The following is a 12,990-nucleotide window of genomic DNA, read 5'->3' as shown; positions in this document are numbered from 1 at the left end:
GGAGAGCGTTGCATGACCGAGAACAAACAGAGCTGTGAGAACCTCGCCTTGCGAGTGCTGTGGACAGCGGTATTCGTACTCGTCTGGCGGGTCGCCGAGCTGGTGTTGCTGGCCGTGGTGCTGGTGCAGCTGGTCTATCGCCTGTTCAAGGGCCGGCCGCATGTCGACGTGATGAACTTCGGCGACAGCCTGAGCCAGTACCTGGCGCAGATCGGCCGCTTCGGCAGTTTCCACAGCGACGAGAAGCCCTGGCCGTTCTCCGACTGGCCGACCCCGCGCGAGCCGCAGGGGGAGGGGGCTGCGGCCGTGAGCGCCGCCGACGTGCGCCCGCCGGAGCCGGCCGCGCCGCGCGACGAGTCTGCGGTCGAGGACACGCCGTCCGGCACGCCTGATGCCACCGCCAGCGCTCCTGCTGCCGAGCCGCCGGTCGCAGCGCCGCAGCCCGATGCCGCGCCGGCCCCCGAGGGCACGAGCAAGCCCGAGGCCGGTCCGGATACCCCGGCGGAGCCCAAGAAGTGAGGTTGTGGCTGTTGCGCCATGGTCAGGCCGGCCCCTACGTACACACCGGGGATCACCTGCGCGAGCTGACCGAGCGCGGCCGCCAGGAGGCCCTGCATGCCGCCGGGCATCTGCTCGGCGAGGAGCTGGATGCCATCCTGGTCAGCCCCTACGTGCGCGCGCAGCAGACCGCCGACCTGGTGCACGGGGCGCTGGGGCGTGCGGCGGCACTGATCACCCTCGACGGCATCACCCCCGACGACGATCCGCGCGAGGCCCTGCGCGTGCTGGCCGAGCGGCGCGAGCGCAATCTGCTGGTGGTCAGCCACCAGCCGCTGCTGGGGGCGCTGGCCGGCTTGCTGGTCCATGGTCATCTGCAGCAGCCGGTGGTGTTCAACACCGCGACCCTGGCGCTGCTCGAGGGGGAGATGCCGCTCGCCGGGCTGATGGACCTGCGCGCCCTGCATCATCCGCCGAGCCACTGATCCCAGATGAGCGTTCAGGTCGAGGAAGTCCGTTTCAATCTGCCGCACATCGAGCTGGCCGCCCACCTCTATGGTCCCGAGGACGGTCAGCCGGTGCTGGCCCTGCATGGCTGGCTGGATAACGCGATGAGCTTCGCCCGCCTGGCGCCCAGGCTGCCCGGCCTGCGCATCGTCGCCCTCGACCTGGCCGGGCATGGTCATTCCGGCCACCGCGCCGCGGGCGCCGGCTACCAGCTGTGGGACTACGCTCTGGACGCCCTGCTGGTGGCCGAGGAGCTGGGCTGGCAACGCTTCGCCCTGCTTGGCCACTCGCTGGGCGCCATAGTCGCGACGCTGCTGGCCGCCGCCCTGCCCGAACGGGTGTCGCGTCTGGCACTGATCGACGGCCTGTTCCCGCTGACCCACGAGCCCGAACTGGCGCCGGCCAAGCTCGGCGAGGCGCTGACCGCCCAGCTGGCCGCGGGGCGCAAGCGCAAGCCGGTCTACGCCAGTGCCGAACGGGCCGTGGAGGCCCGTCTGCGCGGCGGCTACCCGCTCAGCCTGGAGGCGGCCGAGCTGCTCGCCGGTCGCGGCCTGGTGCCACACGCCGGCGGATACACCTGGCGTACCGACCCGCGGCTGACCCTGCCTTCGCCGCTGCGCCTGAGTCCGGCCCAGGCCGAGGCCTTCGCGCGTGCGCTGCGCTGCCCGACCAGCCTGGTGCTGGCCGAGCAGGGTCTGCCGATCCGCGATGCCCATTGGATGGCCGTGCTGGAGAGCCTGCCGATCACCCTGCATCGACTGCCCGGCGGGCACCATCTGCACCTGGACGACGAGCACGGCGCCGCCGCCGTTGCAGACTGTTTCAAAGCCTTGTTCGCGGCACCTTGACTTGCTCCCGGCAACTGCCGAGGCTGGACGTCATTGCACGGAGAATCCGCATGATCGAGTTGTACCGCGCGCGCTTCCGCTCGCCACGGTCCCCCGCCCGCCCGCCGAACATCCTGCGCCGAGGCGCGGCCGCCGTCCTTGGCCTGGCGGCCCTGGCCATGCTGCCCGCCCACGCCGAAGTGCCGGGTAGCGCGGATCTGGACATCCTGCCGCGCCCGGCGCGTGCGGAGATCGTCGACTACCGGGTACAGGACAGTGTCGAGCGCCTCTATCCGCAGAGCGCCTTGCGCCGCATCAGCGGCCGCCTGCGCGTGGATGCCGAGATCGACGCCGTCGGCCGGCTCACCGCACTGACCTACGAGCTCTCCCCGGGTCACGGCAGCGGCGAGGCCTTCGCCCAGGTGCGCGCCACCCTGCTGGAACAGGGCGCACGGGCCCTGCACTGGTGCGAGGGCCGCGAGTGCGGTGCCAGCAGCCTGTGGGCCAACAACGTGTTCGGCAACGCCCGACTCTACGGACCGGACGAGCAGCAGGCCTACCTGCTCCTGCAGCTTGCCGCCCCGCGCCAGGACAGCCTGGTGGCGCTCTACGCGGTTACCCGCGGCACCCGTCGCGCCTACCTGCATGTCGAGCTGCTGGAGTCGGCGGCGCCGCTGGGCGAGCACCTGCCCAACGCGGAAACCCTGCTGCGCCAGCTCAAGGATGTCGGCGAGCTCACCCTGAGCGGGTTGCCCAGCGAGCCGGACGATCCCTGGCTGGCCTTGCTGGCCAAGGTCCTGCGTCTGGATACCGGTCTGCGTGTGCAGCTGAGCGGCCAGGATGCGCCGGCCTGGCGCGAGGCGCTGATCGAGCGCGGTACCCGCGCGGCCCGCCTGGAAAGTGCGGCGGCCGAGGCGCCAGCTCTGCGCCTGGAGCGGCTGCGTTGATGCCGACGACCGTTCTTCCGCTTTGCACTGTCGCCAGTTCGCTAGGGATGGCCCGATGATCGAGCACGACCGTTTGCTGGTACAGATCCTCATGCTGGGCCTGCTCGGTGCCTGCCTGTGGGTGCTGGCGCCGTTCTGGTCGGCGTTGTTCTGGGCTGCGGTACTGGCCTTCGCCAGCTGGCCGCTGATGCGTGGCCTCACCTACCTGCTGCGTGGCCGGGTGTCGGCGGCGGCCGGTATCCTGACCCTCGGCTGGATGTTGCTGGTGGCGGTGCCGCTGACCTGGCTCGGTTTCAACCTGGCCGACCGCGTGCGCAACACCCTCGACCTGCTGCGTGACCTGCAGGTCGACGGTCTGCCCGATCCACCGACCTGGCTGGGCGAACTGCCGCTGTTCGGCGAGCAACTGCTGGAGCTGTGGAATACCGTGGACGTGCAGGGCGCGGCCCTGTTCGCCACTCTCAAGCCGTACATGGGCGAGGTCGGCAACTGGCTGCTGGCGCGCAGCGCGCAGATCGGTGGTGGCGTGCTCGAACTGGCCCTGAGTCTGGTGCTGGTGTTCTTCTTCTATCGCGATGGCCCGCGGCTGGCCGACTACGCCCGGCAGCTGCTGGAGCGGCTGATGCACGGGCGGGCCGATCACTACCTCGAGCTGGTCGCCGGCACCGTGCAGCGGGTGGTCAACGGGGTGATCGGCACGGCGGCGGCCCAGGCACTGCTGGCCTTCATCGGCCTGCTCATCGCCGGGGTGCCCGGTGCGCTGGTGCTGGGCATCCTGACCTTCGTCCTCAGCCTGATTCCCATGGGGCCGCCGCTGGTGTGGATGCCGGCCAGCGCCTGGCTGTTCTGGCAGGGCCAGTACGGCATGGGGCTGTTCCTCGCGGTCTGGGGGCTGCTGGTGATCAGTGGCGTGGACAACGTGCTCAAGCCTTACCTGATCAGTCGAGGAGGCAACCTGCCGCTGGTGGTGGTGCTGCTCGGCGTGTTCGGCGGCATTCTCGCCTTCGGCTTCATGGGCCTGTTCCTCGGCCCGACCCTGTTGGCGGTGGCCTACAGCCTGATCGGCGACTGGCTCGCCAACCAGCCGCCCCAGCGACATTCGCCGCATTCCAGAGATGCCGGCTGAGGCCCCGCGGCGCCCTTTCTACCTCACTCAACGGAAGAGTCGAAATGCACAAGACAGGAATTGCCCTTGGCCTGCTGATCGCGGCGGGCGCGCTGGGCGTGATCGCCCCCTGGTACACCGGCACCCAGCTGGAAGGCACCTTGCAGGCCTCGATCAGCCAGAGCAACGCACAGTTGCGCGAGGCGCTGCCCGGCGCGGGAGCCAGCATGGAGCTGCTGTCGCTCGAGCGCGGCATCTTCTCCAGCACGGCCCGCTACCGGATCAATCTGGGGGATGCACTGTCCGACGACGGTACACCGGTCGAGCTGCTGTTCAGCGACCGCATCGAACACGGTCCGCTGCCGCTGTCGCGCCTGCAGGCCATGCAGTTCCAGCCGGTGATGGCCGCCAGCCGCTTCAATCTGGAACTGACCGACGCCGTGCTGCCGTGGTTCACCAGCAGCGGCGGCGCGGCACCGCTGACCGGCACGCTGGCTCTGGGCTACGACGAGAGCGTCACCGGCCGGATCAGGCTGCAGCCGCTGGAGGTCGCCTCCGCCGAGGGCAACATGCGCTTTTCCGGCCTCGACCTGGACGTGGCGCTGGGCGCGCAAGCCGCCAGCGTGCGCCTGAACGGCGGCATGGACAACCTGAGCTTCGAGTTGGCCCGTCCCGAGGGCGCGGTGCAGATCCGCCTGTCCGGTCTGACCCTGAGCACCGATCACCGCTTGGGCGCCTCGGGCTTCTACGTGGGCGGCAGTCGCCTGGCGTTGGCCAGGGCCGAGGTGCTCGCCGAGGATCAGCCGGCGCTGCTGATGCAGGATTTCGTGCAGACCGACCGGATCGAGGAGCGCGGGCAGAGCCTGGGCGGCAGCGTCGACTACACGGTCGGCGCGCTCAGCTACGCCGGCAAGCCGCTGGGTTCGGTGCGGCTGGGGATGAGCGTGGCCAACCTCGACGTGGCGGCTTTGCAGCAGCTGGAGGGCTGGTACAAGGAGTTCCTCGCCCGCCTCGAGACGGCGGAGGCGAGCGCGGCGCTGGCGGACACCGACGAGGCCCGTCTGCGCCAGAGCCTCGAGGCGCTGCTCGCCGGCAAGCCGAGCCTGTCGCTGGATCGCCTGTCGCTGAAGACCGCCAACGGCGAGAGCAGCTTCAACCTGCGTTTCGACCTGGCCAGGCCGCAGTCCTTCGAGCTGCCGCCGCCGGAGCTGGCCCGCCAGTTCGTCAGCCGGCTGGATGCACGTCTGGTGCTGGCCAAGCCGATGATCCGCGACCTGATCACCTACCAGGCGTCCCTCGAGCCGCAGGCCGACCCCGTCGCCGTGGCCCGTCAGGCCGCCGAGGCGGCGGAAATGGCCGGGATGATGGCTACCTCGATGCAGGTGGGCCGGGTGGAGGGCGACAACATCGTCACCAGCCTGAGCTACGCCGACGGCCAGGTCGATTTCAATGGCCAGGTCATGCCGGTCGAGGAGTTCGCCGGCCTGCTGATGGCCATGGCGCCGCCGCAGGCCATGGGCCTGATGTCGGGCGCGGCGGAGGCGGGCGGCATGGGCGGCCTCGGCGAAGAGCCGGTCGAGATGCGCGGGCTGCTCGAGCCGGAGGCGGATGCGGTTCTGGAGGCGGAGCAGGGGATGGACGCCAGCGCGAGCGAATGACCGGTTGGCTCCGCCGGCCGGCACGCGGCGGGAAGGCGCAAGCCTCCCGCCGCTGTCGTTTCAGCGGTGATGCAGTTCGTACTTGTCCAGCGAGTCGCTGGCGATCTGCCGGCCCAGGGCGATCAGCTCCGGCGCCTTGTAGAACTCGAAGAAGCGGCACACCCGCTTGGGCACGTTGACCAGGATGTCCGGCGGGTAGCCGGCGATCTTGTACTGGGCCAGCGAGTTCTGCATCACCTCGATGCTCTGGTTGATCATTTCCAGCAGGCTGTCCGGGGCTTCGTTCTCCACTACGTGCAGATGGCTGGCCTTGGCCGCGGCGACGCCGTGGGTCGAGTGGGTCGGTTCCAGCTCCACCGAACCGCCGAGCAGGGCGGGTAGTTCGCCGTCGTCACGGCGGCGGAACGGCAGATGTGAGCCCAGTGCGCCGATCAGCTGGTCGAGGCGGCCCTTCATCGCCTGCGGCCGCTCGAGCACCGGCAGCTCGTACTGCAGCTGGTTGCTGGCGTTGACGTTGACCGCGACGATCAGATCGCAGCGACTGGACACCACCGGGACGATCGGGATCGGGTTGAGCAGGCCGCCGTCCACCAGCACCCGCGAGCCTTGCACCACCGGGGTGAACAGGCTGGGGATCGCCGCCGAGGCGCGCATCGCCTGGTGCAGGCAGCCTTCCTGGAACCACACCTCCTGCTGGTTGGTCAGGTCGGTGGCCACTGCGGTGTAGGGGATCGGCAGGTCCTCGATGTTGATGTCGCCGAGGAACTTGCGAATCCGCCCGAACACCCGCTCGCCGCGAATCGCCCCCAGCGAGAAGCTGACGTCGAGCAGGCGCAGCAGATCCAGATAGTCGAGGGTTTCCACCCAGTCGCGGTACACCGGCAGCTTGCCGGCGGCGTAGATGCCGCCGATCACCGCGCCCATCGAGCTGCCGGCGATGCAGGCGATCCGGTAGCCCCGCGCCTCCAGCTCCTCGATCACGCCGATATGCGCATAGCCCCGGGCGCCGCCCGAGCCCAGCACCAGCGCGACACTTTTGCCCATGATGTTTCCCCCTGCAAAGTTGGCCGGCCCTGGCGCTACATGCCTGCCGGCCGGGTGTATCGGCCGCGTATCTGCGTATCCTCCACGCCCATGGTTTCAGTATGGACCTCGCCGGCCGGGCTGTGGGTGTTGCCCCGCGCCCTTTGCTAGAATCCCCGGCCTCGAGAATGACCCCGGAGTGCCTCCATGAGCGAACCGATCCGCCTCACCCAGTACAGCCACGGCGCCGGCTGTGGCTGCAAGATTTCCCCCAAGGTGCTGGAAGTGATCCTCGCCGGCAGTGGCGCGCAGAACCTCGACCCGAAACTGTGGGTCGGCAACGCCTCGCGTGACGACGCGGCGGTGTACGCCATCGACGAGGAGCGCGGGGTGGTCTCCACCACCGACTTTTTCATGCCCATCGTCGACGATCCCTTCGACTTTGGCCGCATCGCCGCCACCAATGCGATCAGCGACATCTACGCGATGGGCGGCGACCCGCTGATGGCCATCGCCATCCTCGGCTGGCCGGTCAACCTGCTGGCGCCGGAAGTGGCGCGCGAGGTGGTGCGCGGTGGCCGCGCGGTGTGCGACGCTGCCGGCATCCCGCTGGCCGGTGGCCACTCCATCGACGCCCCCGAACCGATCTTCGGCCTGGCGGTGACCGGCATCGTCGAGAAGCGCTTCATGAAGCGCAACGACACCGCGACCGAAGGCTGCAAGCTGTACCTGTCCAAGCCGCTGGGCATCGGCATCCTCACCACCGCCGAGAAGAAGGGCAAGCTGCGCGCCGAGGACGTGGGCCTCGCCCGCGACTGGATGTGCACGCTGAACAAGCCCGGCGCGCGCTTCGGCAAGCTGGCGCAAGTCAAGGCGATGACCGACGTCACCGGCTTCGGCCTGCTCGGCCACCTGGTGGAAATGGCCGACGGCAGCGGTCTGACCGCGCGCATCGACTATGCCGCAGTGCCGCGCATCGCCAGCGTCGACTACTACCTGGACCAGGGCTGCGTGCCCGGTGGCACCCTGCGCAACTTCGACAGCTACGGCGAGCGCATCGCGCCGCTGCCGGAAGTGCAGAAGCTGCTGCTCTGCGACCCGCAGACCAGCGGTGGCCTGCTGCTCGCCGTGGAGCCGCAAGGCGAGGCCGAGTTCCTCGCCGTGGCTGCCGAGCTGGGCCTGGAGCTGGCGCCGATCGGCGCGCTGGTGGCCCGACAGAGCCACGCGGTAGAGGTGCTCTGATGCGTCCCAACAGTGCCCATTACCGCGACATCTTTCTCAACGACGTGCCGCTGATGGACGTGCGCGCCCCGGTGGAATACATCAAGGGCGCCTTCCCCAACACGCTCAACCTGCCGCTGATGAACGACGTCGAGCGGCAGAAGGTCGGCACCTGCTACAAGCAGCACGGCCAGGACGCCGCCATCGAGCTGGGCCACCAGCTGGTTCGCGGCCAGCTCAAGGCCGAGCGCATCGAGGCCTGGGCCGCCTTCGCGCGTGCCAACCCCGAGGGCTACCTGTACTGCTTCCGCGGCGGCCTGCGCTCGCAGATCACCCAGCAGTGGCTCAAGGAGGAGGCTGGCATCGAGTATCCGCGGGTGATCGGCGGCTACAAGGCGCTGCGCAACTTCCTCATCGATACCACCGAGGCGGCGGTGGCCGAGTGCGACTTCGTCATCGTCGGCGGCATGACCGGCACCGGCAAGACCGAGGTGCTGGCCCAGCTCGACAACGCCATCGATCTGGAACGACACGCCAACCACCGCGGCTCCAGCTTCGGCAAGCACGCCACGCCGCAGCCCGGGCAGATCGACTTCGAGAACCTGCTGGCCATCGACCTGCTGAAGAAGCGCGCGCAGGGCATCAACGCGTTCGTGGTCGAGGACGAGAGCCGGCTGATCGGCAGCTGCTCGCTGCCGCTGCCGCTGCACCACGGCATGCAGGAATACCCGCTGGTGTGGCTGGAGGACAGCCTGGCAGGGCGCGTCGAGCGCATCCTCGGCGACTACGTGATCGACCTGTCCGCCGAGTTCGTCGCCCTGCACGGCGCGGAGCAGGGCCTGCCGGCCTTCGCCGAGCGCCTGCGGCAGAGCCTCAGGAACATCGTCAAGCGCCTAGGCGGCGAGCGCTACCAGCGCCTGGCGGCGATCATGGACGAGGCGCTGGAAGAGCAGCTGCGCAGCGGCAAGGTCGACCTGCACCGTGGCTGGATCGAGGGCCTGCTCGGCGAGTACTACGACCCGATGTACGCCTATCAGCGCGAGAGCAAGGCGGCGCGCATCGAGTTCAGTGGCGACCAGCAGGCGGTGGTCGAGTACCTGCGCCAGCGCGCCCGGCGCTGAGGCTTTCGCAGCGCAACGACAAGGGGGCGTGCCCGGCCGGGCACGTCCCCTTTTTGCTGCTCGCTCAGGCCGGAGCGTCGTGGATCGCGTGATGGCGCAGTGGCGCGCGGCTCCGGCATGCGGCCCGGGCGTGTCGCAACCAGCGGCAGTCGTCGCTGGTATGAGGCTTGCTTCAGGTGAAGCCATCGCTACAGATGAATCAGGCAGGGACTGGGCTGATGACCGCCACCCGTTTTCTCGCACGCATGCCGCTGGATACCGAGCGCGGCCATCGGCATCGCCCTGGGCGTGCAGGCCTGCGCCTTCTGCAGGTCGTCCAGCGTCATCCTCGCCGTCTACGACTGAGGTCGGCGCCATGGGCGATCCGCAACGTCACGTCCGCCGCCAGGCGGGGTTTGGCGTTGGCAGCGGCGATCGGCGCGGGTCACACTATTCCGCGCGGGCTGCGATTCGTCGCTGGCCGAGTGGTTGCACGGGTGCAGCCCTCGGCGCACTCGGGCGCCGTGGTACCAGACAGATTGTGAGGAGGACCCCGGCCGATGCCGCTGACCGAACAGGATTTCGCCGCCCTGCGCCTGACGCTGGAGCTGGCTTCGCTGACCACCGTGCTGCTGCTGCTGATCGGCACGCCGATCGCCTGGTGGCTGGCGCGGACCCGCTCGCGCCTGAAGGGGCCGGTGGGCGCCGTGGTGGCGCTGCCGCTGGTGCTGCCGCCGACCGTGCTGGGCTTCTACCTGCTGGTGCTCATGGGGCCGCACGGCCCGGTCGGCCAGCTCACCCAAGCACTCGGTCTCGGTACCCTGCCGTTCACCTTCGCCGGTCTGGTGGTCGGCTCGGTGTTCTACTCGCTGCCCTTCGTCGTCCAGCCGCTGCAGAACGCCTTCGAGGCGATCGGCGAGCGCCCGCTGGAGGTCGCCGCGACCCTGCGCGCCGGTCCCTGGGACACCTTCTTCAGCGTGGTGCTGCCGCTGGCGCGGCCCGGTTTCGTCACCGCCGCCATCCTCGGTTTCGCCCATACCGTCGGTGAGTTCGGCGTGGTGCTGATGATCGGCGGCAACATTCCCGAGCGCACCCGCACGGTGTCGGTGCAGATCTTCGACCATGTCGAGGCCATGGAGTACGCCGCGGCGCACTGGCTGGCCGGTGGTATGGTGGTGTTTTCCTTCCTGGTGCTGCTGGCGCTCTACACCAGCCGGCGCGCCAGGCCGGCCCTGGGCTGAACGGACGGGGAGTCCCGCGCATGAATGCCGCTGTTGAACCTGATCTGGCTGACCGCATCCGGGCGCGCTTTCGCCTGGCCTGGGCGGGCTTCGACCTGGATGTCGATCTCGATCTGCCTGGCCGCGGCGTCACCGCACTGTTCGGTCACTCCGGCTCGGGCAAGACCACCTGCCTGCGCTGCGTCGCCGGCCTGGAACGCGCGGCCGAGGCGCGTCTGGAGGTCAACGGCGAGCTCTGGCAGGACAGCGCCGCCGGGGTGTTCGTGCCGCCGCACCGGCGCGCGCTGGGCTACGTGTTCCAGGAGGCCAGCCTGTTCCCCCATCTGAGCGTGCGGCGCAACCTCGAGTTCGGCCTGCGCCGGGTCGATGCGGCCAGCCGGCGGGTGTCCTGGGCGAACGTCATGGAGCTGCTCGGCATCGGCCACCTGCTCGAGCGCATGCCCGCGCGGCTGTCCGGCGGCGAGCGCCAGCGCGTGGGCATCGCCCGGGCACTGCTCACCAGTCCGCGCCTGCTGCTGATGGACGAGCCGCTGGCGGCGCTCGACCTCAAGCGCAAGAACGAGATCCTGCCCTATCTGGAGCGCCTGCACGATGAACTGGACATCCCGGTGCTCTATGTCAGCCACTCGCCGGACGAGGTGGCGCGCCTGGCCGATCACGTGGTGCTGCTCGACCAGGGCCGGGTGGTCGCCCAGGGGGCACTGCAGGAAACCCTGGCGCGTCTCGACCTGCCCACCGCCTTCAGCGAGGACGCCGGAGTGGTGATCGAGGCGCGGGTGGCCGCGCACGACGATGCCTACCACCTGAGCCGCCTGGACTTTGCCGGCGGCGAGGTGCTGGTGGCGCGTCGTGCCGCGGCGATCGGCCAGCGCCTGCGCTTTCGCGTGCATGCCCGCGATGTCAGCCTGGCGCTGTCGCGCAGCGAGGACAGCAGCATCACCAACGTGATCGCCGCCACGGTATGGGCGCTGGTCGAGGCCGACACGCCGGCCCACGTGTTGGTACGCCTGGATGCGGCAGGCACGCCCTTGCTCGCGCGCATCACCCGCCGCTCCAGCGATCATCTGCAGCTGGCTCCGGGGCTGGCGGTGTGGGCGCAGATCAAGGCGGTGGCGCTGCTGGGCGAAAGCTGACGGCAGCTGCGTTCGAACTAACCACTTTTCGCGTCGGTCACTAGAATTGTGGAAATTCCCTGCAAGGAGACTTCGATGATGAAGAGCTGGATGGTGTTGCCGGTGCTCGCCCTGGGCGTGGTGCTCGCCGGTTGTGCCGGCAAGACGCAGAACCGCGATGGCTGTGCCTATTCGCTGGATGCCGCCTGGAAGGAGCTGGATATCGCCAAGGCCGAAGGTTTCGCCGGTACGGTCAGCTATTCCAAGGCCCTGTCGCTGCTCACCGCGGCCAAGACCCAGCAGCAGTTCGAGGCCTACGATGGCTGCGTCAGCAAGGCCGAGCGGGCGCGTTTCTATATCCGCGAGTCGCGCGCCGGGCGCTGACGGATTGCCCGCGGCATCGGGCAGGTTGCGCCGCCGATCTGCCTCGCCAGCTGCCCTGCGGAGTCACGCCGGTGGCCCGTGGGGATGTACCGACCCACTGCGAAAGGAAGCGCTGTCATGTCCAACCCCTATCAGCCACCCGCCGCCGAGCTGCAACCCGCTGCCGGCGAAGGCTCTCGCCGGCTGGGCGAGCCCGCGCGCTGCAACGCCGGGCGTGGCATCGACTGGCTCGTCGACGGCTGGCGGCTGTTCCTGCGTGCTCCCGGCATGCTGCTGGGCATGTCGCTGCTGCTGCTGATCCTCTACGGGCTGGTGTCGCTGATTCCGCTCGTGGGCAGCCTGGCCAGCCTGCTGTTCTGGCCGGCGCTCGCCGCCGGTCTGTTCCTGGCCCTGCGCCATGCCGACGAAGGCCGGTCGGTGACCTTCGCCGATCTGTTCGAGCCCTTCGCGAACCTCGCAGGACTGATAACGCTGGGAGCCTGCTACCTGCTGGCCTTGCTGCTGCCCCTCGTCATCGTCTTCGGCACGCTGGTGGCCGCGGGGCTGCTGGCGGCGATGGCCGAAGGTAGCGCCAGTCACATGGATGCGATGATGTCGATGATGCCGGCATTTCTGCTTGCCGGGCTGCTGCTCGCCGCCCTGCTGACCCTGGTGGCCATGGGGTTCGTTTTCGCCCCCATCCTGGTCCACCAGCAGCGCCTGCCGGCGATCGAGGCGATCCGCCTGAGTTTCGTCGCCTGTGTGCGCAACTGGCTGCCGTTCCTGCTGTGGGGGCTGGCGCTGCTGCTGGGCTTCGGTCTGCTGAGCCTGCTGAGCATCGTGCCCTTCGTGGGGCCGCTGCTCCTGCTGGCCGCCGGTCTGCTGCTGATGCCGTTGTCGGCCGCGTCGCTGTACTGCGCCTATCGCGACATCTTCTGGTGCTGAGCGGCGGCGACCGGGCCGGCGTCAGCAGCTGGCCTTGTCGCAGCCTGAAGCGGGCGCGGCGGCCAGGTCGCTCTGCAGCTGCTCGTAGCCGCCGGCATCGATGACCTGCGTGTAGCCCATCTCGACCAGGGTCTGCCGGGCGATCTCCGAGCGGCGGCCGCTGCGGCAGTAGAGGACGATGGGGGTTTCCTTGTCGGCGGCGACGTTGCCGATCAGCTCGCCGATCCGGTCGTAGGCGATCTGCCGTGCGCCCGGCAGGTGGCCTTCGGCGAACTCGCTCGGCGTGCGCACGTCGATCAGCAGGTGCGCGCCGCTGCGGATGGCGGCCAGGGTTTGCGGCGGGGTGTCGGCCTGGCAGGCGGACAGCGGCAGGATCAGGCCCAGGGCAAGCAGCAGGCGGCGCATCGGGAAACTCCTCTTCGATCTGCCAATACCCTAACAGA

Annotated in this window: 13 protein-coding genes and 1 pseudogene; 12 read left to right on the top strand and 2 right to left on the bottom strand. The window is 69.4% G+C overall.

What is annotated here, in order from left to right; genetic code table 11:
- Positions 1-12: 12 nt before the first annotated feature.
- From BLT78_RS21710 to BLT78_RS08780, 6 genes and pseudogenes are all read left to right on the top strand, one after another.
- Positions 13-357: pseudogene (locus tag BLT78_RS21710) on the top strand (DUF4389 domain-containing protein); the annotation flags it as partial.
- A gap of 158 nt (positions 358-515) precedes the next feature.
- Positions 516-983, top strand: coding sequence for a phosphohistidine phosphatase SixA (gene sixA / locus BLT78_RS08800; protein ID WP_090348612.1), 468 nt, complete (start codon positions 516-518; stop codon positions 981-983).
- Positions 984-989: 6 nt separating this feature from the next.
- Entirely contained in the window at positions 990-1,853 is an 864-nt protein-coding gene (locus BLT78_RS08795; RefSeq protein WP_090348611.1) for an alpha/beta hydrolase, read from the top strand.
- 158 nt (positions 1,854-2,011) lie between these two features.
- Positions 2,012-2,779: a DUF4892 domain-containing protein gene (locus BLT78_RS08790; RefSeq protein WP_090352227.1), complete on the top strand. Its 768-nt coding sequence runs from the start codon at positions 2,012-2,014 to the stop codon at positions 2,777-2,779.
- Between the two features lie 55 nt (positions 2,780-2,834).
- Positions 2,835-3,905 carry an AI-2E family transporter gene (locus BLT78_RS08785; RefSeq protein WP_090348610.1) on the top strand — a complete coding sequence of 357 codons (1,071 nt, stop codon included), beginning with the start codon at positions 2,835-2,837 and terminating at the stop codon, positions 3,903-3,905.
- 44 nt (positions 3,906-3,949) lie between these two features.
- On the top strand, positions 3,950-5,542 hold the full coding sequence (locus tag BLT78_RS08780) for a YdgA family protein (RefSeq protein WP_090348609.1): 1,593 nt from the start codon (positions 3,950-3,952) through the stop codon (positions 5,540-5,542).
- A 60-nt stretch (positions 5,543-5,602) separates the two neighbouring features.
- Here BLT78_RS08780 and BLT78_RS08775 read toward each other — a convergent pair whose 3' ends face one another.
- Positions 5,603-6,586 (bottom strand): patatin-like phospholipase family protein, encoded by a 984-nt coding sequence (locus tag BLT78_RS08775; RefSeq protein ID WP_090348608.1) that lies wholly within the window; start codon positions 6,584-6,586, stop codon positions 5,603-5,605.
- Between the two features lie 186 nt (positions 6,587-6,772).
- Between BLT78_RS08775 and selD the strand changes: the two genes are divergently transcribed.
- From selD to BLT78_RS08745, 6 genes are all read left to right on the top strand, one after another.
- Entirely contained in the window at positions 6,773-7,807 is a 1,035-nt protein-coding gene (gene selD, locus BLT78_RS08770; protein ID WP_090348607.1) for a selenide, water dikinase SelD, read from the top strand.
- Positions 7,807-8,907, top strand: coding sequence for a tRNA 2-selenouridine(34) synthase MnmH (gene mnmH / locus BLT78_RS08765; protein WP_090348606.1), 1,101 nt, complete (start codon positions 7,807-7,809; stop codon positions 8,905-8,907). The genes selD and mnmH overlap by 1 nt, the downstream gene beginning before the upstream one ends.
- A gap of 539 nt (positions 8,908-9,446) precedes the next feature.
- Positions 9,447-10,127 (top strand): molybdate ABC transporter permease subunit, encoded by a 681-nt coding sequence (gene modB, locus BLT78_RS08760; RefSeq protein ID WP_090348605.1) that lies wholly within the window; start codon positions 9,447-9,449, stop codon positions 10,125-10,127.
- Positions 10,128-10,147: 20 nt separating this feature from the next.
- Positions 10,148-11,260 carry a molybdenum ABC transporter ATP-binding protein gene (modC, locus tag BLT78_RS08755; protein ID WP_090348604.1) on the top strand — a complete coding sequence of 371 codons (1,113 nt, stop codon included), beginning with the start codon at positions 10,148-10,150 and terminating at the stop codon, positions 11,258-11,260.
- A 78-nt stretch (positions 11,261-11,338) separates the two neighbouring features.
- Positions 11,339-11,623 (top strand): hypothetical protein, encoded by a 285-nt coding sequence (locus BLT78_RS08750; protein WP_090352226.1) that lies wholly within the window; start codon positions 11,339-11,341, stop codon positions 11,621-11,623.
- A gap of 117 nt (positions 11,624-11,740) precedes the next feature.
- On the top strand, positions 11,741-12,547 hold the full coding sequence (locus BLT78_RS08745) for a BPSS1780 family membrane protein (RefSeq protein WP_090348603.1): 807 nt from the start codon (positions 11,741-11,743) through the stop codon (positions 12,545-12,547).
- A gap of 21 nt (positions 12,548-12,568) precedes the next feature.
- Here the strand turns inward: BLT78_RS08745 and BLT78_RS08740 are convergent, their stop codons facing one another.
- Positions 12,569-12,952, bottom strand: a complete 384-nt coding sequence (locus BLT78_RS08740) for a rhodanese-like domain-containing protein (RefSeq protein ID WP_090348602.1) — start codon at positions 12,950-12,952, stop codon at positions 12,569-12,571.
- Positions 12,953-12,990: the final 38 nt, after the last annotated feature.

Origin of the sequence: Pseudomonas oryzae (assembly GCF_900104805.1) — a bacterium.
GTDB lineage: Bacteria > Pseudomonadota > Gammaproteobacteria > Pseudomonadales > Pseudomonadaceae > Geopseudomonas > Geopseudomonas oryzae.
The sequence above is the reverse complement of the archived record's forward strand: the minus strand, read 5'-3'. Positions and strand labels throughout refer to the sequence as shown.